The sequence below is a fragment of the Pseudomonas sp. AN3A02 genome, from assembly GCF_011765255.1.
GTDB lineage: Bacteria > Pseudomonadota > Gammaproteobacteria > Pseudomonadales > Pseudomonadaceae > Aquipseudomonas.
Genome location: NZ_JAARNI010000004.1, coordinates 36,930 through 58,172, shown reverse-complemented (window position 1 = coordinate 58,172; position 21,243 = coordinate 36,930). Strand labels below are relative to the sequence as shown.

Below are 21,243 nucleotides of genomic sequence, written 5' to 3'. Positions count from 1 at the left end.
CAGCACGGCGGCCTGAAAGCCGACCTGAGTGGTAGAAGCAAGAGCAAGGGCCACAAACAGTCGATTCGCGCTGCGATCAAACACACAACTCCCAGACTTCCCCCGCCCCCCTGTGGGAGCCGTCGAGCCCCAGCGAGGCCGCGATCGCGGTGTGTCAGGCAACCTCTTTATCGACCATGCCGCCGCCATCGCAGCCTCGCTAAAGCTCGACTGCTCCCACATTCGATTTGCGCAACCCAAGTACTTGCGACCGAACACACAACCCCCAGACTTCCCCCGCCCCCTGTGGGAGCCGTGGAGCCCCAGCGAGGCCGCGATGGCGGTGTGTCAGGCAACCTCTTTATCGACTGTGCCGCCGCCTTCGCAGCCTCGCTAAAGCTCGACAGCTCCCACATTTGATTCGCACAACCCGAGTGCTTGCGACCGAACACACAATCACCAAACTTCCACCGCCCCCTGTGGGAGCCGTCGAGCCCCAGCGAGGCCGCGATCGCGGTGTGTCAGGCAACCTCTTTATCGACTGTGCCGCCGCCTTCGCAGCCTCGCTAAAGCTCGACAGCTCCCACATTCGATTTGCGCAACCCGAGTGCTTGCGACCGAACACACAATCACCAAACTTCCACCGCCCCCTGTGGGAGCCGTCGAGCCCCAGCGAGGCCGCGATGGCGGTGTGTCAGGCAACCTCTTTATCAACTGTTCCGCCGCCTTCGCAGCCTCGCCAGGGCTCGACAGCTCCCACATTCGATTTGCGCAACCCAAGTACTTGCGACTGAACACACAACCACCAGACTTCCCCCAAACCCTGTGGGAGCCGTCGAGCCCCAGCGAGGCCGCGATGGCGGTGTGTCAGGCAACCTCTTTATCAACCATGCCGCCGCCATCGCAGCCTCGCTAAAGCACGACAGCTCCCACATTTGCCCGTGCCCGCTCTGATCTTGCTGTTGCTGTTGCTGTTGCTTCACCACACTCAAGCCGGCCTGTAGGCCGCTGTGCTGTTGATCTGCTTTTGATCTTGATCTTAGGCGCCCCGTTAAACCACGCTGGCCGAACGCAGGCTTTGGAGCGTGGGTAACCCGGCAGGACGCCGGGTTAGCCGCGCTGGGCCAAGGATGGCCCATCGCGGCGGCCCACGGTCCAAAGCCGGAGTGAGGGCACACCGAGCATTAGCGAGGTGCCGAGTGGTGGGGCAAGAGCCCTTTTGGTTACTTTTGGGGCTCTTTTCCAAAAGTGACCCGCTGTAAGAGCGGAACCCCTATCAGCCATCACAAAAACAACGGATATACACCCCCACCTCAAACACACCAAATATAGTTAGCCTGCTTCCTTTTACCCCAAGCCCTTGCCATGATGCGCTCACCGCCCGCCCGCGAACGAGTTCCCATGCCTGCCACACAGCCCGCCTCCCCCAGCTCCTTGTCGATCACCCTGCAGATCGTCTCCATCGTCTTCTACACCTTTATCGCGTTTATCTGCATCGGCCTGCCGATTGCGGTGATCCCCGGCTACGTCCACGGCGAACTGGGCTTCAGTGCAGTAATCGCCGGAATAACCATCGGCTCGCAATACCTGGCCACGCTGCTCAGCCGCCCGATGGCCGGACGCATGTCAGACAATGTAGGCACCAAACGCGCGATCGTGCTGGGCTTGAGCGGAATCCTGCTGAGCGGCGTGCTGACATTTATCGCCACGCTGGTGCAAAGCCTGCCCCTGCTGAGCCTCGGCATATTGATTGTCAGCCGCCTGTTGCTGGGGGTGGCTCAGGGCCTGATCGGCGTCGGCACCATTAGTTGGTGCATGGGCGCAGTCGGCGCCGAACACACAGCACGCTCGATCTCGTGGAACGGCATCGCCTCCTACGGCGCAATTGCAATCGGTGCACCGCTGGGCGTGGTGATGGTTGCCGACTACGGCTACACCAGCCTTGGCATCGCCCTTACGGTACTGTCCGCCCTGGGCCTGTTGCTGATCCGCAACAAACCTTCAGTGCCCGTGGTGCGTGGCGAGCGGATGCCGTTCTGGGCGGTGTTCGGACGTATCGCGCCATTTGGCACCAGCCTGTGTCTCGCATCGATTGGCTACGGCACCCTCACCACCTTCGTCACCCTCTACTACCTGAGCCTCGGCTGGACCGGCGCCGCCTGGTGCCTGACGGTATTTGGCGTGTGCTTTATCCTGTCGCGCCTGGTGTTCATCTCCGCCATCAACCGCTTCGGCGGCTTCACGGCGGCGATTGCCTGCATGACCATCGAAACCCTCGGGCTCACGCTGCTGTGGCTGGCACCGTCCCCCGGTGTGGCCTTGATCGGCGCCGGGCTGACCGGCTTTGGCTTGTCGCTGGTCTACCCGGCGCTGGGCGTGGAGGCGATCAAGCAGGTGCCCAACAGCAGCCGGGGCGCCGGGTTGAGTGCGTATGCGGTGTTTTTTGACCTGGCGCTGGCGATTGCCGGCCCGGTGATGGGCGCCGTGGCGTTGAACCTGGGCTATTCGTGGATCTTCTTTTGCGCCGCCCTGCTCTCGGTCACCGGCCTGGGCCTGACGTTGATGCTCAAGCGGCGCGCTTACTGATCAGCCGTTTGCAAACCCGCGCGGGTGGATTGCCCGAGGGTGTGATTGAAAAACCGCCCGGCCTCGGAAATCAGGTCGCGGTGGATGCTTTCACGGTCAACCCCGTCGGCATCGGTGCACATCGCGGGCATCGCGGCCAACTGGCTCTCATCGCAGGGCGCCATGAACACAAAGTGCCCTGCCCCGGCCAACAGTTTGAAGTTCGGCGGCTCCGGCAGTTTGCGCGCCAGGGCCTCGGCGTTCTTGTCCACGGCCACCAGCTTGTCGCCGTCGCCGCTGTAGAGCAGCACCGGCACATGCACGTCGGCGAGGGTGTGCCGGCCAAACATCAGGCTCAACGGCGCCATCAACATCAACGCGTGGATGCGCGGGTCGGCCTGGGGCTGCAAATCGTCACGGTCGACGATCAGTTCGCCCTTGGTGGTGCAGGCGTCGCGGTCTTCAGGGCGTTGTTGGCAGTAGCGGCGCAGGCGGTCCAGGTCGGGCTTGGCGCCGGCGAGGATCAACGCGGTTTCGCCGCCGGCCGAATAACCGATGACGCCCACCTGATCGACGTTGACGAACGGCGACAGCATCGGGTCGCCGAGGGTGGCGGTTATGGCTTCGGAAATCTGGATCGGGCGCCCATACAGGTTGCTCAAGGTGCCCAGGCGGCTGTGATCCTTGTAGTTGTCGCCGGGGTGCAGCACCGCCACCACGACAAACCCCTTGCGTGCAAGGGAGGTGGCAAGGTCGTGCAGGGCCAGGGGTGTGCCGGTATTGCCGTGGGACAGCATCAACATCGGAAAGCGGCCGATGGCGATTTTCGAGTCTTCAGTGGCCGCGATGTGATAAGTACCCACCTGGGTAACGTGTTCCTGGTCGGTGGACGGATAGAACGCAACGGCCTTCATCGGCTGCAAATCCAGCGGATCAAGAAAAGTCATGCGATGGAAGCCCACACTCCAATGAGGGTGCGGTGCGGGCGCGGCTTGCACTGAAATCAGGCCGCCGAGCAGAGAAAGAACCAGGATTGCACAAAGACGCATCATGGGGATGTCCACCTTTGCTGCGTAAGCCCGCGTAGCTGTTGAAATATCCATGGTTCAGGCGCTCGGACGGGCAGGGTTTACCCATGCGTGCATAACCTGGGCCAAAGTAGTGACAGCGGGTAAACGAAAAAACTCCGTACTCCGATCGCTTTTCAGGCGAGCAGAATACAGAGTTTAGGCGCCTCGAATCAGATTGATATCGAGGAACAGCAAAATTTACACAAGTCTTACGCTGCGGCGAACAACTGGTCGCTGATCAATACATGGGCGTCGCTGAGCGCCTTGGTACGGGCCTCGTCACCGTAAGCCAAGCCGTGGGCACGGACGAACTCGATGTCGGTGATCCCGAGGAAACCCAACAGCACGGTCAGGTAGTCTTCGTGGGCTGCGCCAGTCGGCTGACCTACATGCAAGCCGCCGGAGGTGGAGACAATGATGACTTTCTTGCCGCCACACAGGCCTTCCGGGCCGGCTTCGGTGTAACGGAACGTCTGGCCGGCGACGGCAATGCGGTCGATCCAGGCTTTCAGTTGGGTCGGGATGGTGAAGTTGTACATCGGCGCAGCCAGCACTACGGCGTCTGCTGCCAGGAATTCGGCCAGGGTGGAAGCGCTCAGGTCGGCTTCGTGCTTTTGCACGGCATCGCGCAATTCGGCGGCAGTGCCCAGGGCGCCCAGGGTGACACCGGAGAAGTGACTGATGGCGTCAGCGGCCAAGTCACGATAAACCACCTCGACACCCGGCTCTGCTGCCTGCCAGGCTTTGACTACACCTGCGCTCAACTGACGGGAAACCGAGTTGTCGCCCAGGATGCTGGAATCGATATGCAATAGTTTCATGGTTCATCTCCAAGTAAGTATCGCCAAGGGCGACTGAATGGAAATAAGCCTACAGATGAAACCAATCGGCGATTAGTCGGGCAAAACGCGATTGTTCGTCCCACTTACAGGACAGTGCTTTTAGTGGGATGACACATAGATGGACGCAGTGGTCGGCGCCGGCAGCGCATAGGTGCGCTTCATCCAGTCAATTTCTTCATGAGGCGTGCGACCAAAGAATCGCTTGAACTCACGACTGAACTGCGAGGCGCTCTCGTACCCGACCTTGGCACAGGCAGTGGCGGCAGTGATGTCGCTTCTAAGCATCAGCAATCGCGCCTGGTGCAAGCGCGTCGACTTCAGGTACTGCATGGGCGAAGTGTCAGTCACCGTACGAAAGTGCGCGTGAAAACTCGGCACACTCATCATCGCTTCCTTGGCCAGCTCCTCCACGTCCAGGCGCTGAGCATAACAAGCGTGAATCTTGCGAATCGCCCGGGCCACCTTGCCAAACTGGCCCTGGCGATTCAGAGCCGCGCGCATCGAACCGCCCTGCTCCCCGGTGATGATGCGGTAGTAGATTTCCCGCATCAGGGTCGGCCCAAGCACCTGCGCCTCCACCGGCACGCTCATCACTTCCAGAAAGCGCAGCAACGACTCACTGAGCCTGTCGTCCATTGGTGAGGAGTACATGCCTTTTGGCCTGGCTTCGGGCTGCGGCGCCAACGCGTCAAGCTCCAGCATCAGTTCGGCGGCCAGGTTGAAATCCAGGCGCAAATACACCGCGAGCATCGGTTCTGCTTCACTGGCCTCGGTTTCCATGGTGAACGGCACCGGCACCGACACCACCAGGTAGTGCTGGGCGTCGTAGACATAAATGTCTTCACCCAGGTAACCGCGCTTGCGGCCCTGGCACACGATCACAATACCCGGGTCGTAAAGCACCGGAATTCGCGTCAGCGGCCGGTTGGAACGCAGGAAACGCACGTCATCCAGCGGCGTCAGGTTGTAACCCTCAACGGGCGCCAACTGTCCCATCAGCTCGATGATTCGGCGGGTACGCGGATGTTCAAGGCTCATTGGAATGCACTGGACGGGAAAATCAAAAGGTAACCCGCCGGTACCTTACTGGCCAGCCCTGCTTCCCCCTGTAGGAGCGAGCTTGCTCGCGAAAAACGTCAACGATAACGCGGGTATCCTGAATGCACGCGGTATCCGCGGTTTTTTCGCGAGCAAGCTCGCTCCTACATTTTAGGGTGGATTTGCCTGCGCGGGACGCGGATAGTTCGTCCCACAGACAGGACAATAGGCCCACCATGCAAGATCTGAATGACCTCTACTATTTCGCCAAAGTAGTGGAAGCCGGCGGTTTCGCCGCCGCCGGCCGGCTGCTGGGGATTCCCAAGTCGCGGCTGTCGCGGCGCATTGCCGAACTCGAAGAACGCCTCGGCGCCCGCTTGCTACAACGCACCACCCGCCAACTGACCCTGACTGCCGTGGGTGAACGCTACCTGCGCCACTGCCAGGCAATGTTGCTGGAGGCGGAAATGGCCGATGAGGCGGTGGCCAGCATGTCCAGCGAGCCCCGTGGCCGGCTGCGCGTCAGCAGCCCGGTGGGCCTGGCTCACCAATTCCTGCAGACCGTGGTGGCGGAGTTTCTCACCGCCAACCCGCTGGTGCAGTTGGAGATGAGCCTGGTCAACCGCCGCGTCGACCTGGTGGCCGAAGGCATCGATGTGGCCTTGCGCGTGCGGGAACTCGGGGATGAAGACCCGTTGCTGGTGACCAAACGCCTGCGCCAGGCCCAGACGGCGATTGTCGCCAGCCCCGGCTTTGTGCGTGAGCGGCAGATCAACAGCCTGGAAGACCTCAAACAATTGCCGGTGCTGGGCGCCCTGGAAGCAGACCGCATGGTGCACTTCCGCATGCTCAGCCCGGAGGGCAACAGCCACGACCTGGTTATGGAAGCCCGGCTGGGCATCGACGATTTCCTGGTACGCAAGGCCTGCGCCCTCGCCGGCCTGGGGTTCACCGTGCTGCCGATGATGTATTGCGAGGAGGAATTGGCCAGCGGCCAGTTGGTGCAGCTCTTGCCCGAATGGTCCTTGCCGGGCGGTTGGTTGCAAGCGGTCTACCCTCATCGGCGTGGCGTATTACCGGCCGTGCGGGCCTGGATCGACCATCTGGATAACGCCTTCAAAGGGTGTGGAGACCGTTTGCTATGAGACTGACCGAAGAACAAGTCGCCACGTTTTGCCTGGGCTTGCCCGGTGCGCGGGAAGATTACAAATGGGGCGGCGTGCGGGTGTTTTCGATTGCCGGCAACAAGATGTTTGCCTTGCAGAACCTGCGGGGTGACTCGCTGGCGTTCAAGGTCGACAAGGAGCTGTTCCTGGGCCACGTAGACCGCCCGGGCATCCATCCGGCGCCGTACCTGGCGCGGGCGCAGTGGATCATCATGGAAACGCCCTACCCGCTGGGCGCTGAAGAACTGCGTGGCCTGTTGCAGCGTTCCCACCAATTGGTGGTGAGCAAGCTGCCCAAGCGCACGCAGGTCGGCTTGTTGCTAGAAAATCGAGAGTAGCGTGCCGCCGAGGAACAACTGGTCAATCCAGAACACCTGGTGCAGCAACACGATCAACCAGAACACCACCTGATAAGACACCTTGCGCGTCTTGTGGCGGAACACCTGCTGGGCAATCAACGCCCCCGGCCAACCGCCTGCCAGCTCCACCGCGTGCAGGACGTTTTCCGGGGTGCGCCAACTGTTTTCACGGGCCTTGCGCTTGTCGCTCCAGTACAGCAGGAACGCCACCACACTGACCCCGCCATAGGCCACCAGCGGGATCAGCGAAACCCCGCGATACCCCAGCAACGCCGAACCAAACAGCGGCGCGGCGCACAACAGCACCAACACCAGCGCCTTCAAGCGCGGATGCTGGATGTTCATGGCTTGACGGCTGACCAGTCGATCCAGCCGAACTGCCAAGTGGCCAGAATTACCAGGCCGAAGGCGATCCGGTACCAGGCAAACGCCGCGTAGCTGTGGCTGGCGATGAACTTGAGCAGCGCCTTGACCGCGATCATCGCGAAGATGAACGAGGTGACGAACCCGATGGCAAACACCGGCAGGTCATCGGGCTGGAACAGGTGGCGGTACTTGTAGCCCGAATACACCGCAGCGCCGACCATGGTCGGCATCGCCAGGAAGAACGAGAACTCGGTGGCCGTCTTGCGCGACAGGCCGAACAACAGGCCGCCAATGATGGTGGCACCGGAGCGCGAGGTACCCGGGATCATCGCCAGGCACTGGGCGAAGCCGACTTTGATGGCGTCCTTCCAGGTGATGTCGTCGACGGTTTCGGCGTGCACTTCATGTTGGCGACGCTCGGCCCACAACATGATGATGCCGCCCACTACCAATGCCGCCGCAACGGTGATCGGGTTGAACAGGTAGTGCTTGATCAGGTCGGCGAAAATCACCCCCAACACCACCGCCGGCAATACGGCGATGATCAGGTTGATGGTAAAACGCTGGGCATTGCGCTGGGTCGGCAAGCCGATTACCACATCCAGGATCTTGCGTCGAAACTCCCACACCACCGCCAGGATCGCGCCGAGCTGGATGATGATATTGAACGCTTCAAAGCGCTCGCCACCGAAGTTGATCAGGTCGGCGACGATAATCTGGTGCCCGGTACTGGAGATCGGCAAAAACTCCGTCAGCCCTTCTACAACGCCGAGTATCAGTGCCTGTACGGCGGTCCAAAGATCCATCGATTCCCCCAAAGGTCATGCCCACGGCATACCTCGTTGATATTTTTTAGACGTTCACTAACGAAGAATGCGCTGCAAGCACAGCGCAAATGATCAAGGCCGAACTGCGAAAATTCCGTGAAAAATCAGGCAGGACTCAGGTTTTTTGATTCTGGGCCGAAAGCCTATCAGACAAGCCGGAAATGTCGAAGCAGCACCCAAAATTATAAGAACACGGAGTGACAGGACCATGAACAGTTTGCGCAGTATGTCCATCAGCCGGCGTCTCTGGCTGATCCTGATCGTCGCCGTGCTGATGCTGCTAACCCTCGGCCTGCTTATGCTCAAGCAGATTCATGGCGACCTTTACCAGGCCAAGAGTGAGCAGACTCAGCGTGTGGTGCAAACCGCCAGCGGGATCCTGACTTATTATCACAGCCTCGAAACCAGTGGGGTCCTGACCCGTGAGGCGGCGCAGAAGCAAGCCCTGAGCGCAGTGCGCGGGCTGCGGTATGGGAAGGATGATTACTTCTGGATCAACGACCTCACGCCCGTGATGATCATGCATGCGGCCAACCCCAAGCTCGACGGCCAGAACCTGTCGGCCATCCGCGACCCGGACGGCTTTGCGGTGTTCAACGAGTTCGTGATCCTGGCCAAGGCCAAGGGCGCCGGGATGGTGAACTATCGTTGGCCCAAGCCCGGGGCCGATGCGCCGGTGGCCAAGACCTCCTATATACAGCTGTTCGAACCCTGGGGCTGGATCATCGGCTCCGGCGTGTATGTCGATGACGTGCAAGGCGAGTTCCGGGGCCAGGTGTGGAAAGCCTCAATGGTCGGCCTGGTGATTGCTGTGATCATGGCCCTGCTGGTGGTGCTGATTGCCCGCAGTATCGTGCGCCCGTTGCAGCAAGCGGTGAACGCGATGGCCAATATCGCCAGTGGCGAAAGCGACCTGACTCGCACCCTCGACACCCACGGCCAGGACGAGGTCACTCAACTGTCCCGGCACTTCAACAGCTTTACCGCCAAGTTGCGGCAGGTGGTCGGCCAGTTGCAGACCTGCGCCAATGCGTTGGGCCAGTCATCCACCGAACTGGGCAGCAACGCCAGTGATGCCCATGACCGCAGCCAGCAGCAATCACAGCAGATGGAATTGGTCGCAACCGCGATCAACGAAGTCACCTATGGCGTACAGGACGTGGCCAAGAATGCCGAGCACGCTGCCAGTGAAATGCGCGATGCCCAGGTACAGGCCGAACAGGGCCAGCTCAATATCGACGGCAGCCTGCAACGGATCGACCAGCTCTCCAGCACCATCAGCCAGGCGGTGGAGGTGATTCGTACGCTGTCGACTGAAAGCACGCAGATTGGCGGGGTACTGGAAGTGATCCGCTCAATCGCGGACCAGACCAACCTGCTGGCCCTCAACGCCGCCATCGAAGCAGCCCGCGCCGGGGAGCAAGGCCGTGGTTTCGCGGTGGTGGCCGACGAAGTACGGCTGCTGGCCCAGCGCACGCAAAAATCCACGGCTGAAATCCAGGCGATGATCGAGCGCCTGCAAGGCCATTCGGAAGCGGCGGTCAAGGTCATCAGCGACAGCCACCAGGCGTCGCAACTGACCATCGAACAAGCGGGCCAGGCCGGCGCGAGCCTCACCGCCATCGGCCAGGCTTTGCGTAATCTCAATGGTTTGAACGCTTCGATTGCCAGCGCCACGTTGCAGCAGGCGCATGTGGTGGAAGACATCAACCAGAACGTCACCCAGGCAGCCGGCTTGTCCCGCAGCACGGCACTGGCGGCGCAGCAGTCCAGCGTCGCGAGTGCACACTTGAAAGGCCTGAGCGAACAACTCGACGGACTGCTCCGCCAGTTCAAGGTCTAACCCGGATCTCTGCTGAAGGTGGCTTCTGTGGCGAGGGGGCTTGTCCCCCGTTGCGCTGCGAAGCGGCGCCAAACCCTGCCACTCGGTTTTCCTGAAAAAACGCGTTTACCTTATTAGGGCTGCTGCGCAGCCCAACGGGGGACAAGCCCCCTCGCCACAGGTGAGCTCTACCCCCGCGCCCACCACTCTGGTTACAATCACCGCCCTCTTCGACTCCCCCAAGGAACCGCCATGTCCGGGCTTGAACTGTTTGCCGCCGCCCTGGGGGTGATCGCTGTCTGGTTGACGGTTAAACAGAACCCGTGGTGCTGGCCCATCGGCCTGGTGATGGTGCTGCTGTACACCTGGATCTTCTTCGATGTGAAGCTCTACTCCGACATGCTCCTGCAAGTCATCTACGCCGGCCTGCAGCTCTACGGCTGGTGGCAGTGGACCCGTGCCGGCGAGGTCAAGCAAGGCCGGCAAGTCACCAGCCTGGGCCTGCAACCGATCCTGCAAGGCCTGGCCGTGGGTGCCCTGGGCAGCCTGTTGCTGGGCGCCGCCATGGCCCACTGGACCGACGCCGCACAACCCTGGCTGGACGCGGCCCTGACCGGTTTCAGCCTGGTGGCGCAAATGTGGATGGCGCAAAAGCGTGTGCAGTGCTGGCCATTGTGGGTTGCCCTGGATGTGATCTTTGTCGGGCTGTTCCTCTATAAAGGCCTGTACCTCACCGCCGCACTCTATGCCTTGTTCACCGTGATCGCCGTGCAAGGCTGGCGCGAATGGCGCGCCGACCCGGCGCTGCACGCATGAAAGTCGTGGTATTGGCCGGCCCGGAATCCAGCGGTAAAAGCTGGCTGGCCGCGCAATTGCAGGCGCATTTTGGCGGTGTGATGGTGGGCGAATACGTGCGCCATTTCATCGACCACCACCAGCGCGATACCACCCTGGCCGATATCCCCGACATCGCCCGTGGCCAACTGGCCTGGGAGGATGCCGCCCGCGCCCGGCAGCCAGACTTGCTGATCCTGGATACCAACCTGCTGACCAACAAGCTGTGGAGCCAGACTTTGTTTGGCGACTGCCCGGCCTGGCTCGACAGCGAACTGCTCGCCCGCCACTACGACCTGCATCTGCTGCTGTCGCCGGAAGACGTGGAATGGACTGCCGACGGCCAGCGCTGCCAGCCGGAGTTTGCCGACCGCTTGGCATTTTTCCAGGGCAGCCTCGATTGGCTGGAGCAACAGCACCTGCCACTGCAGGTGATCCGGGGCAATTGGCAAGCGCGCAGGCAACAAGCATTTTCAGCGGTTAAGCACTTGCTCCCACAGCGCTGAAGACCGGTTATCGGGTCAACGCAGCTCTCCACCCAGGGCACAGGTCAATCCTTAAAAGGAGATTGGCCTATGAACATGCGCATTGTTGCCCGCTTGATCAACTTGCCCGAAGACCGTGGCGTTCGTGTTGAAACCGCCGCCCACAAGCTCCTGCTGGTGCGGTCGGGCAACCAGGTGCGGGCCTATCAGGCGGAGTGTCCCCACGCCGGGGCGCCTTTGGAGCAAGGCGTAATCTGTGACGGGAGGATCATTTGCCCATGGCACAAGGCGGCCTTCCGGGTAGAGGACGGCCAGGTCTGCGAGCCGCCCGCATTGGTGCAGCTCACGCAGTACCCGGTGGAGATTCACGATGGCGTGGTCAGTGTGGGCGACAAAGCGCTGCCCTCTTCATCCGCCCCACAGGCCAGTGATTCCCGCTGCTTTATCGTGATTGGCTCCGGCGCAGCGGGCTCGGCGGCCGTCGCCACCCTGCGCCGCGAGGGCTTCAGCGGCCGCCTGCTGTGGATCGACCAGGAGCAAAATCCTGCTTACGACCGAACCGCCTTGAGCAAATTCGTCATCGCAGGCGAGATGCCGCCCGACGAAACCCCACCGTTGCTGGATGAAGCCAGCTACCGCGACATCCAGATCCACGGCGAAGTCCAAAACCTTGACCCTCACGCCAAATGCCTCCAACTCGTAGACGGTCGCCGCTTCGACTACGACGCGGCGCTGCTGGCCACTGGCGGCGAGGCCAAACCGCTGGATATTCCGGGCACCGTACTCAATAACGTCTTTGTGCTGCGCTCACGAGACGATGCGGCGCGCATCGTTGAGGCTGCGCAACCGGGCAAATGCGCGGTGGTCATCGGCGACAGCTTTATTGGCCTGGAGGCCGCGTCAGCGTTGCGCAAGCGTGGGTTGACGGTGCAGGTCGTGGGCCGTCACGAGATTCCGCTGGCAGCGCAACTGGGCAAGCGCATTGGCGCCTCACTGCGCCAGTTGCATGAAGCCAACGGCGTGATATTCCACAGCGCCAGTGAGCCCGCGCGCCTCGAAGGACATGGTGACGTCACGACGGTCGTACTGAAAAACGGCCATAGACTGGCCGCAGACCTGGTGCTGATGGGAGTCGGTGTAACACCCGCCACCGGGTTCGTCCGCGGGCTGGAAACCGCCGATGACCAATCGTTGAAAGCAGACGCGAATTTGCGCGTCGCGCCAGGTTTATGGGCAGCCGGCGACATGGTGACCTTCCCATGGAACGACCACCCCGTGCGTATCGAACACTGGCGCGTGGCGCAGCAACTCGGGGTGCTGGCGGCGCGCAACATGCTGGGAGCCGAGCAGGCGTTTGCCGATGTGCCGTTCTTCTGGACCTATCACTTCGGCAAGACCTTCGAACTGCTGGGCCATCCCCGCCACTGGAATCAACTCCACGTGGAAGGTCACCTGCAGCACCACCACTTCATCGCCCTGCTCTGCCGTGGCGATGAAGTGGAAGCAGTGGTTGCCTGTGAACATCAGCGGGCGATGGCGCTGCTCTCGCAACGCATGAAGCACCCGCTGAAAAAGGCCGAGGTGCTTGAGCTGATCCGCGGGCTCTAACGATTCTTGCGGGTGCCGAGCTGAATCCAGGTCGGCGCATGGTCGCTGGCGTGGGGCTCGTTGCGCACCCACGCATCCACGCCGGCGCCTTTCAGATAAGGCTTGAGCGCCGGATTGAGCAGCAAGTGGTCAATTCGCAGGCCGGCGTTTTTCTGCCAGTGCTGGCGGAAATAATCCCAGAAGGTATAAACCCGCTCATTGGGATACAGATGGCGCAAGGCGTCCGTCCAGCCTTGCTCCAGCAGGCGCTGGTAACAGTCACGAGTTTGCGGTTGCAGCAATGCGTCCTTGAGCCAGGAGCGCGGGTTGTAGATATCGAGGTCAGTGGGCACCACATTGAAATCCCCGGCCAGCAACACTGGGTGTTCACTGGATTGCAGGTGCCTGGCGTAGTCGATCAGCCGTTCAAACCACGCCAGCTTGTAGTCGAATTTCGGCCCCGGCTGGGGGTTTCCGTTGGGCAAGTACAGGCAGCCCACCAGAACGCCGTGCACAGCGGCTTCGAGGTAGCGGCTTTGATGGTCGGCGTCATCGCCGGGCAAACCCCGGCGGCTTTCCAGCGGTTGCGCGTCGCGGGCCAGAATCGCCACGCCGTTCCACGAGGCCTGGCCCAGGCACAACGCACCGTAGCCGGCTGCGTCAAAGTCGTTGAAAGGAAACAGGCTGTCGGGCGCCTTGAGTTCTTGCAGGCAGACAATGTCGGGCTGTTCCCGCGCCAGCCATTCCAGCAGATTGGGCAGGCGGGCGCGGATGCCATTGATGTTGAAGGTCGCGATCTTCAGCGCTTTCATGGGAAGGGTCCTTCCAGGGCTCTTGGAGTAGAGCCCGGAAGGTGTTCGGTCGTTCCGTTTTCAGGCGCGATTGACTTCAGTAGCCCAACGACAACCCGGTATTGCGCCGTGGGTCATTGGCCCCATAGAAACGGTTATTGCCGACCGGCTTGCCGTCCAGGGACGGTGCGCCCACCAGGATGGCGGCCAGGTGGTTGGCATCCTGCGGGCCGGCGAACTTGTGGCCCCAGCCTTCGAGGATTTTCTGGGTGTCGGGGCTCAGGGCAAAGCGCTCGATATTGGTCGCCTCAGGCAGCCATTGCTGGTGGAAACGCGGGGCGTCCACGGCTTCCTGGATGTTCATCTTGTAGTCGATCACATTGAGGATGGTCAGCAAAGTAGCCGTGATGATACGGCTGCCCCCCGGCGTACCCACCACCATCACCGCTTTGCCGTCCTTGGTGACGATGGTCGGGCTCATGGACGACAGCGGCGTCTTGCCCGGCGCGATGGCGTTGGCTTCACCCTGGACCAGGCCGTACATGTTCGGCACGCCGATCTTGGAGGTGAAGTCGTCCATTTCGTCGTTGAGGATTACCCCGGTCTTGCTCGCCATTACACCGGCACCGAACCAGTCGTTGAGGGTGTAGGTCACCGAGACGGCGTTGCCCCACTTGTCGACGATGGAGTAGTGGGTGGTGTTATTGCCTTCGTGAGGCGAAACCCCGGGCTTGATGTCCTGAGAGATCCCGGCCTTCTGCGGGTCGATGGCGGCGCGCAGTTTGGCGGCGTAGTCCTTGTCCAGCAGGTGCTCGACCGGGTTCTGCACAAAGTCCGGGTCGCCGAGGTAGCTGTTGCGGTCGACGTAGGCGTGGCGCATGGCCTCGATCTGGTAGTGCAAGCCTTGGGCGGAGTGATAGCCGAGGTCGGCCATCGGGTAGCCTTCGAGGATGTTCATGATCTCGCAGATCACCACGCCGCCGGAGCTCGGTGGTGGCGCGGAGACCACGTGGTAGCCACGGTAGTCACACTCGATGGGCGCCAGTTCGCGGGTCTTGTATTTGTCCAGGTCGGCTTGGGTGATGATGCCTTTGCCCGATTGGCTGGAATCGACAATCGCCTTGGCTACCCAGCCTTTGTAGAAGCCGTCGGCGCCCTTGGCGGAGATTTCCCGCAGGGTTTTCGCCAGGTCTTTCTGCACCAGTTTCTGGCCCACCAGCATCGGCTCGCCACCGTGGAGGAAGATGCCGCGCAGGTCCTTGTCTTTCTTGAATTCGTCGGTGGCAGTGTGCAGCAGGTCAATATCGCCCTGCTCCAGGGCAAAACCGTCTTCGGCCAGCTTGATTGCCGGGGCGATCACCTGGGCGCGCTTGAGGGTGCCGTATTTGCTCAACGCCAGTTCCATGCCCGACACGGTGCCGGGTACGCCGACGGCCAGGTGACCTTTGGAACTGAGGTCGGGGACGACGTTGCCGTCCTTGTCCAGGTACATGTCGGCAGTGGCTGCCAGCGGGGCTTTTTCGCGGAAGTCGAGGAAGGTCTTGCGCCCGTCGGCCAGTTGCACGGTCATGAAGCCGCCGCCGCCCAGGTTGCCGGCCGCCGGGTACACCACGGCCAGGGCGTAACCCACTGCCACCGCCGCATCCACGGCATTGCCACCGGCCTTGAGCACGTCCACGCCCACATGGGTAGCGAGGTGCTGAGCCGTGACCACCATGCCATTTTCGCCAGCCACCGGGGCCTGGGAGGCCGCCTGTACACCGCTGACGGTCAGCACCCACGCGGTGGCAATCAAAGTTCGGGTAAACGGTTGGTATTTCATCCCTGCATACTCTGTTTATTAGAAGAACTAGAAAGTAATACGTTTCCGATCCAAGCCCCAGCGTTATGCCGCGTTTGTGACAGAGCCTGTCGGTAACGGAATAATGCCCATGCTATATTCCGGGCCTTTACGCCGCGCAGCAGAGGCTTTTCGATGGTGATCAAGAAGACCGGTATCCGCGCCCAGCAAGCCGACCAGACCCGCGCGCGGATTCTCCAGGCGGCGGTCAAGGTCTTCACCCGCGACGGCTATTCCGGCGGGCGTGTGGAAAGCATTTCCCGGGAGGCCGACTCCAACGACCGCATGCTGTATTACTACTTCGGCAGCAAGGAGCACCTGTTTGTGTGTGTGCTGGAGCACACCTATGAACAGTTCAACAAGGCCGAAAGCAAACTCAAGCTCGACCTGACTGCGCCGGTGCAAGCGTTGCAGGCGCTGGTGGGGTTTATCTGGAATTACTACGTCAAGCATCCCGAGTTTGTGGCGATCCTGAGTATCGAGAACCTGCATAAGGGCAAGCATGCGAAGCAGTCCGGGGAGCTGCGGCGGTTGTCCGGGGAGGCGGTTGGGGTGTTGCGGCCGATTATCGAGGCGGGTCAGGCCCAGGGGCTGTTTCGCGAAGATGTGGACATCAAGCATGTGTACTTGATGATTGCTTCGTTGTGCTACTTCTATAACTCCAACCAGCACACGCTGAGTTCGTTTTTGGGGGAGGATTTGGCGGATAAGACACAGCAGCGGGATTGGCTGGGGTTTATCAGTGATCTGGTGTTGCGTGGGGTATGCCTGACACCGCCTGTCCAACGGTAGAACCGGGATCTAAATGTGGGAGCGGGCTTGCTCGCGAATGCGGTTCGTCAGTCGCCAAATGCATTGACTGATACACCGCATTCGCGAGCAAGCCCGCTCCCACATTTTTGACCGTGTGAATCAATGGGTGCCGGGGTTGGCTCGCAGGTGCGCCACGGTTTGCTCGAGGCCTTCCCACTGCGGTGCATTGGGCGCGAAGCGGGTACGCAGGTATGACGCCAGCTCTGCCACTTGGGTATTGGACAGACTGTCCTTGAACGCCGGCATGTACCCCAGATCCTTGGTCGCCGGGGTGCTGATCCCTTGCAAAATCACCTTGATCAGATTATCCGGTTGATCGCTGTGCACGTTGGTATTGGTCGCCAGTGACGGGCTGACCCCGAACAGTTTCGGCCCCTGCCCGTCGGCATGGCAGGCTTTGCACGAACCTTCAAATACCCTTCGCCCATTGGCATTGGGCACCGTCGCGGCCGCCACCACCTGCGCTTCTGCCGCCGCGCTGTCATTCAGCGAAGCCAGGTACACCGCCATCGCGCGGATGTCGGTCTTGGGCAATTTCGCCAGTTCTGTCACCACCGGCCCCATCGGTCCTGTCGCTACACCGTGGGCATCGGAATAACCGGTGCTCAGATAGGTGAACACCTGGTCCTCGGTCCACGGCGTCGGCGCCTTGGACAAGCCATTCAACGCTGGCGCTTCCCAACCATCCACCCTGCCGCCCGCGAGGAACGCTTTACCGCCCTTCTCCGCCCCCATCAGGTTGCGCGGCGAGTGGCACGCCGCGCAGTGCCCCAACCCGTTGACCAGATAGGCGCCGCGGTTCCATTGCTCACTTCTTTGGGGTTGCACGCTAATTTCCCCTCGGCGCAAAAACAGTGCATTCCAGCCGGCCATCAACGGCCGGATATTGAACGGAAACTTCATCGCATTCGGCACCGGCGCCTGGCTCACCGGCGCCTGGGACATCAGGTAGGCGTACAGCGCCTGCATGTCCGCATCGTTGATGTTGCGAAACGCGGTATAGGGAAACGCCGGGTAGAGGTTGCGCCCGTCGCGGCCGATGCCATCGCGCATTGCCCGCTCAAACGCCGGGTAGGACCAGTTGCCAATCCCGGTCTTCTCGTCCGGGGTGATGTTGCTGCTGTACAGCGTGCCGAACGGCGTATGCATGGCCAGCCCGCCGGCATTGGTGGCGCCACCCGGCGCCGTGTGACACACCGCGCAATCCCCTACGGCCGCGAGCAAACGCCCGCGCTCCAGGGTGGCCTTGGACCAGGTGCCGGCGCTGGGCGGGGCGATCGGGGCGATCTCACTGTGAAACGGCCACGCGGTGGAGGCCATGCCCAGTACCGCGCCAAAAGCGGCGAACAATGAACCGAACAGCCATTTGCGGCGCTTCTCCGGGGACTTCGCCGGCTCGCCCAGCGTGCCGGCATTCAGCGCAGCCAGCACGCGCTCGGGGGTAATCGGCAGCTCGCGAAAACGAATCCCGGTGGCGTCGTAGATCGCATTGGCGATCGCCGCCGCGCTGGGTACCGAGGCGGACTCCCCGGCGCCCATCGGCGGCTGGTCCTGGCGCGGCATCATCAGTACGTCGATCTGCGGTACTTCAGGAAAGGTCAGGATCGGATAACCGCCCCACTCCTTGCTCGCCACGGTGGACTCTTCAAAGGTCACACGTTCCTTGAGCACGCGGCTGGTGGACTGGATCACATTGCCGTGGATCTGATGCTGCACCCCCGCCGGGTTGATCATCATCCCCGAGTCGTGCCCGATCACCACGCGGGTCACCGAGACATCGCCGGTCTGCTTGTCGATGGCCACATCCGCCACCCAGGCCGCCCACGCCGCGCCGAAGCCGGGGAATTTGCTGTGGATGTAACGCGCGTAGGCAAAGCCTCGGCCTCGCAGCAGGTGGTCTTCGTTGGCGGTTTGCATCGGCGCAGTGCGCGGTGCCCAGTTGGCCCGCTCGGCGGTGGATTTCACCAGGTCGATGGCGCGCTCATCCTTCAGGTAACGCAGGCGGTATTCCACCGGATCGACGCCGGCGGCAAACGCCAGTTCGTCGATATAGGATTCATGGGCGAAGGTGTTGGGCAACGCCGACACGCCGCGCATCCACGAAGCACGCACGATCGGCGCCATGTCGTTGATGGTGACGCGCATGTTGTCGATGTCGTAGGGCGGGATTGAGGTGCGGTCGCCCATTTCGAACATCGCCGCCACCGGCTCGACCCGGCCGGTCAGCAGCAGCGCCAGGGTGGGCGCGCCGTTGGACGGGTAGCTGGTTTCAAAGTCATAGGCGGCGATGCTGCCGTCGGCGTTCAGGCCGCCGTCGACATCCATCAATTGCGCGGTGCCCTTGGGCTCCCACAGGTGCTCCTGTTCGCGGGTCAGTTGCACCCGCACCGGCTTGCCCACGGCGCGGGACAGCAGCAACGCGTCAGCGCACACGTCATCCGCGCAATTGCGGCCGTAGCAGCCGGCGGCCTCCATGCGGATCACGTCGATGGATTCTTCCGGGCACTCCAGCAGCCACGCAAGATCAGCCCGCAGCAGGTGCGGGTTCTGGCTGCCGGACCAGACCCGGCTGACCCCGGGCTGATAATCCGCCACGCCGCAGGACGGGCCGATGGAACCGTGCATCTGGTACGGCCACAGGTAGGTGCGCGGCATGCGCTGGCTGGCGGCGGCCAGGGCTTCGTCGACATTGCCTTGGTCGAGTACGGTTCGGCGTACCCTTGGGTTGTCGCGAATCGCCTGTTCCACATCGCTCATGTCCGGCAGTTGGTTATTCCAGGGTTTCCAGTGAACCCGCAGTTCCTGGGCGGCCTTGATCGCCTGTTCTTCACGCAAGGTGACCACACCGACAAAATCGCGGATCACCACCACGGCAACAATGCCCGGGATATGGGCAATGGATGATTCGTCGACGTTCAGCAGGCTGTTGCCGACAAAGTCGCCGCAATCCAGCCCCGCGTACGGCGGGCGGACCACCCGACCGTGAAGCATGTCCGGCACGCGCATGTCGTGGACGTAGGTCAGCTCGCCAGTGGCTTTGCCGGGAATATCCACCCGGGCTGCGCCCTTGCCCACCAGGCGGTAATCGGCGATGGCTTTAAGCGGTGCATCGCCGCTGATGCGCAGTTCGTCATGCTCGCCCTTGACCAGTTCGCCATAGGTGGTGGTGCGCCCGTCCTCGGCGGTAATCACCCCCGCGTCGACCTTCAGGCTCTGTGCATTGACCGACCAACGTTGCGCTGCCCGGGTCAGCAGGAAACGCCGGGCTTCGGCAGCGGCATTGCGCAACGGGATCGCGGAGATCTGCAAGGTTGCGCTGGCGATGGTCGCGCCCTGGTTCGGCGCACGCTCGGTGTCGCCCAGCACCATGCGCACCTGTTCCATGGCCAGGTCCAGTTCTTCGGCAACGATCTGCGCCAGGGACGTGCGAATGCCGGTGCCCAGGTCCACATGCCCGTTGAAGGCGTACACCAGCCCGTCATCGTTCACCGCGATAAACAGCCCCAGCTCCTTGGGTTTGATCGTCGGGGTACCACCCTTGGCCACCGGCCCCGAAGGCGGCAGCACGTCGTCGACGATCAGCAGGACGCCGGCCTTGGCCAGCCATTGGTCGCGGGAAGGGATTGTGTCAGTCATGGTCATCGATCCACGTTCAAGGCGTTTGGCGGGCGGCACGCAGCACCGCGCGGAGGATTTCGATATGGGTGCCGCAACGGCAGAGGTTGCCCGACAGTTCGCTGCGCACCTCGGCTTCGCTGGGGTTGGGATTGCGGTCGAGCAAGGCCTTCGCGGTCATGATCATGCCGTTGAGGCAGTAGCCGCACTGCGCGGCCTGCTCGTCGATAAAGGCCTGTTGCACCGGGTGCGGGGTTTCGCGGGTGCCGAGGCCTTCGAGGGTGACGATGTCGCGGCCCACGGCGCCCGACAGTGGGAAGACGCAGGAGCGTGCAGCCACGCCGTCGATGATTACCGTGCAGGCGCCGCACTCCCCCAGGCCGCAGCCGTATTTGGGGCCGTTGAGTTGCAGGTCATTGCGCAGGATCAGCAATAGCGGGGTGTCGGCCATCGCGCTGACTTCGCTGGTGTGACCGTTGACCTCAAGCGTTACCGTGATGTGCTGGCTGATCATTCGCTTTGCCCGTTGGGTTTGGTGAAGTGCCCACTACATCAAACAGTCAAAAAAAGCGTCGCGTACCTGGGGTCTCGCGACACACTTGACTGGTGAAGTAGTTACTACATCAAAGCAGAGCAAAAACGGTGCCAGCCCTTTGTAGGAGCGAGCTTGCTCGCGAAAAACTCAGGGACACCGCGGGGAACCAGACTAAGCGCGTTATCGTTAACGCCCTTCGCGAGCAAGCTCGCTCCTACATAGGTTGGCGGGGCTTTCAGGTTTGGGGGTCGTCGATCATTTTGCGTAGCAGGAACAGTACGGCGACACGTTCGGCGGGGTTGAGGTTGCTCAGGGTCAGTTCGGTGATGGTGGCGGCGCAGGGTACGGTTTGCTGCACCAGGGCGGCGCCGGAGTCGGACAGGTTGACTACGACTTTGCGTTTGTCCTGGGGATCGGGTTCGAGGGTGATCAGTTCGCGGGCCTTGAGGCGTTCGACGATGCCGCGGATGGTCGCCTGGTCGACGGCAGTGGCTTTGACGAGTTCGGTGAGCGAACTTGCACCGTGATCGCGCAGGGCGCACAGGGTGACGAACTGCACGGCGGTGAGCTGGGAGTCGCCGACGTTCTGCTGGAAGATCGCCAGGTGGCGCTGGTAGGCCTTGCGCAACAGGTGGCCGACTTGCTCGGAGAAAACGTAGGAATCAGGCACGGCGGGCTCGGGAAGGCGGTGGTCGATGGGGTGGCATCT

18 protein-coding genes are annotated in these 21,243 nt (G+C 61.9%); 8 read left to right on the top strand and 10 right to left on the bottom strand.

The features are described 5' to 3' along the window. Window positions 1-1,380 precede the first annotated feature (1,380 nt). A complete protein-coding gene (locus tag HBJ59_RS17425; protein WP_167664229.1) occupies window positions 1,381-2,565 on the top strand; it encodes an MFS transporter in 1,185 nt (394 codons plus the stop codon). Here the strand turns inward: HBJ59_RS17425 and HBJ59_RS17420 are convergent. From HBJ59_RS17420 to HBJ59_RS17410, 3 genes are all read right to left on the bottom strand, one after another. Next, a complete protein-coding gene (locus HBJ59_RS17420) occupies window positions 2,559-3,596 on the bottom strand; it encodes a dienelactone hydrolase (RefSeq protein WP_076013584.1) in 1,038 nt (345 codons plus the stop codon). The genes HBJ59_RS17425 and HBJ59_RS17420 overlap by 7 nt on opposite strands. Before the next feature lie 227 nt (window positions 3,597-3,823). Beyond that, window positions 3,824-4,435, bottom strand: coding sequence for an FMN-dependent NADH-azoreductase (locus HBJ59_RS17415; protein ID WP_076013585.1), 612 nt, complete (start codon window positions 4,433-4,435; stop codon window positions 3,824-3,826). Window positions 4,436-4,555: 120 nt separating this feature from the next. Beyond that, window positions 4,556-5,494 (bottom strand): AraC family transcriptional regulator, encoded by a 939-nt coding sequence (locus HBJ59_RS17410; RefSeq protein ID WP_167664228.1) that lies wholly within the window; start codon window positions 5,492-5,494, stop codon window positions 4,556-4,558. 236 nt (window positions 5,495-5,730) lie between these two features. On the opposite strand from HBJ59_RS17410, the gene HBJ59_RS17405 reads away from it, so the two are divergent. Together HBJ59_RS17405 and HBJ59_RS17400 are read left to right on the top strand one after the other, a co-directional pair. Next, window positions 5,731-6,639, top strand: a complete 909-nt coding sequence (locus HBJ59_RS17405; protein ID WP_167664227.1) for a LysR substrate-binding domain-containing protein — start codon at window positions 5,731-5,733, stop codon at window positions 6,637-6,639. Continuing rightward, the gene (locus HBJ59_RS17400; protein WP_076013588.1) at window positions 6,636-6,998 is read left to right on the top strand and encodes an MmcQ/YjbR family DNA-binding protein; all 363 of its coding nucleotides are present in this window, start codon (window positions 6,636-6,638) and stop codon (window positions 6,996-6,998) included. The genes HBJ59_RS17405 and HBJ59_RS17400 overlap by 4 nt, the downstream gene beginning before the upstream one ends. On the opposite strand, the gene HBJ59_RS17395 is transcribed toward HBJ59_RS17400, so the two are convergent. Both HBJ59_RS17395 and HBJ59_RS17390 read right to left on the bottom strand, forming a co-directional pair. Next, the gene (locus HBJ59_RS17395) at window positions 6,981-7,364 is read right to left on the bottom strand and encodes a DUF1294 domain-containing protein (RefSeq protein ID WP_167664226.1); all 384 of its coding nucleotides are present in this window, start codon (window positions 7,362-7,364) and stop codon (window positions 6,981-6,983) included. The two genes, HBJ59_RS17400 and HBJ59_RS17395, sit on opposite strands and share 18 nt — an antisense overlap. After that, window positions 7,361-8,191, bottom strand: a complete 831-nt coding sequence (locus tag HBJ59_RS17390) for an undecaprenyl-diphosphate phosphatase (RefSeq protein WP_076013590.1) — start codon at window positions 8,189-8,191, stop codon at window positions 7,361-7,363. Before HBJ59_RS17390 ends, HBJ59_RS17395 begins: the two co-directional genes overlap by 4 nt. A gap of 229 nt (window positions 8,192-8,420) precedes the next feature. Here HBJ59_RS17390 and HBJ59_RS17385 point away from each other — a divergent pair, with 229 nt between their 5' ends. From HBJ59_RS17385 to HBJ59_RS17370, 4 genes are all read left to right on the top strand, one after another. After that, the gene (locus HBJ59_RS17385) at window positions 8,421-10,055 is read left to right on the top strand and encodes a methyl-accepting chemotaxis protein (RefSeq protein ID WP_167664225.1); all 1,635 of its coding nucleotides are present in this window, start codon (window positions 8,421-8,423) and stop codon (window positions 10,053-10,055) included. 231 nt (window positions 10,056-10,286) lie between these two features. After that, complete coding sequence (pnuC, locus tag HBJ59_RS17380; RefSeq protein WP_076013592.1) at window positions 10,287-10,850, top strand: nicotinamide riboside transporter PnuC; 564 nt, start codon at window positions 10,287-10,289, stop codon at window positions 10,848-10,850. Beyond that, window positions 10,847-11,374 carry an AAA family ATPase gene (locus tag HBJ59_RS17375; RefSeq protein ID WP_167664457.1) on the top strand — a complete coding sequence of 176 codons (528 nt, stop codon included), beginning with the start codon at window positions 10,847-10,849 and terminating at the stop codon, window positions 11,372-11,374. Before pnuC ends, HBJ59_RS17375 begins: the two co-directional genes overlap by 4 nt. 69 nt (window positions 11,375-11,443) lie before the next feature. Then, window positions 11,444-12,961, top strand: a complete 1,518-nt coding sequence (locus tag HBJ59_RS17370; RefSeq protein WP_167664224.1) for an FAD-dependent oxidoreductase — start codon at window positions 11,444-11,446, stop codon at window positions 12,959-12,961. On the opposite strand, the gene xth is transcribed toward HBJ59_RS17370, so the two are convergent. Then, window positions 12,958-13,752, bottom strand: coding sequence for an exodeoxyribonuclease III (xth, locus tag HBJ59_RS17365; RefSeq protein WP_167664223.1), 795 nt, complete (start codon window positions 13,750-13,752; stop codon window positions 12,958-12,960). The two genes, HBJ59_RS17370 and xth, sit on opposite strands and share 4 nt — an antisense overlap. 76 nt (window positions 13,753-13,828) lie before the next feature. Then, complete coding sequence (ggt, locus tag HBJ59_RS17360) at window positions 13,829-15,553, bottom strand: gamma-glutamyltransferase (RefSeq protein WP_167664222.1); 1,725 nt, start codon at window positions 15,551-15,553, stop codon at window positions 13,829-13,831. A gap of 153 nt (window positions 15,554-15,706) precedes the next feature. Between ggt and HBJ59_RS17355 the strand changes: the two genes are divergently transcribed. Then, entirely contained in the window at window positions 15,707-16,363 is a 657-nt protein-coding gene (locus HBJ59_RS17355) for a TetR/AcrR family transcriptional regulator (protein ID WP_167664221.1), read from the top strand. 120 nt (window positions 16,364-16,483) lie between these two features. Here HBJ59_RS17355 and HBJ59_RS17350 read toward each other — a convergent pair whose 3' ends face one another. The 3 genes from HBJ59_RS17350 to HBJ59_RS17340 all read right to left on the bottom strand — a co-directional run bounded on the left by HBJ59_RS17350 (window position 16,484) and on the right by HBJ59_RS17340 (window position 21,204). Next, window positions 16,484-20,020 (bottom strand): molybdopterin cofactor-binding domain-containing protein, encoded by a 3,537-nt coding sequence (locus tag HBJ59_RS17350; protein WP_167664220.1) that lies wholly within the window; start codon window positions 20,018-20,020, stop codon window positions 16,484-16,486. A gap of 16 nt (window positions 20,021-20,036) precedes the next feature. Continuing rightward, complete coding sequence (locus tag HBJ59_RS17345) at window positions 20,037-20,513, bottom strand: (2Fe-2S)-binding protein (protein WP_076013599.1); 477 nt, start codon at window positions 20,511-20,513, stop codon at window positions 20,037-20,039. 256 nt (window positions 20,514-20,769) lie between these two features. Beyond that, a complete protein-coding gene (locus tag HBJ59_RS17340; protein WP_167664219.1) occupies window positions 20,770-21,204 on the bottom strand; it encodes a MarR family winged helix-turn-helix transcriptional regulator in 435 nt (144 codons plus the stop codon). Window positions 21,205-21,243: the final 39 nt, after the last annotated feature.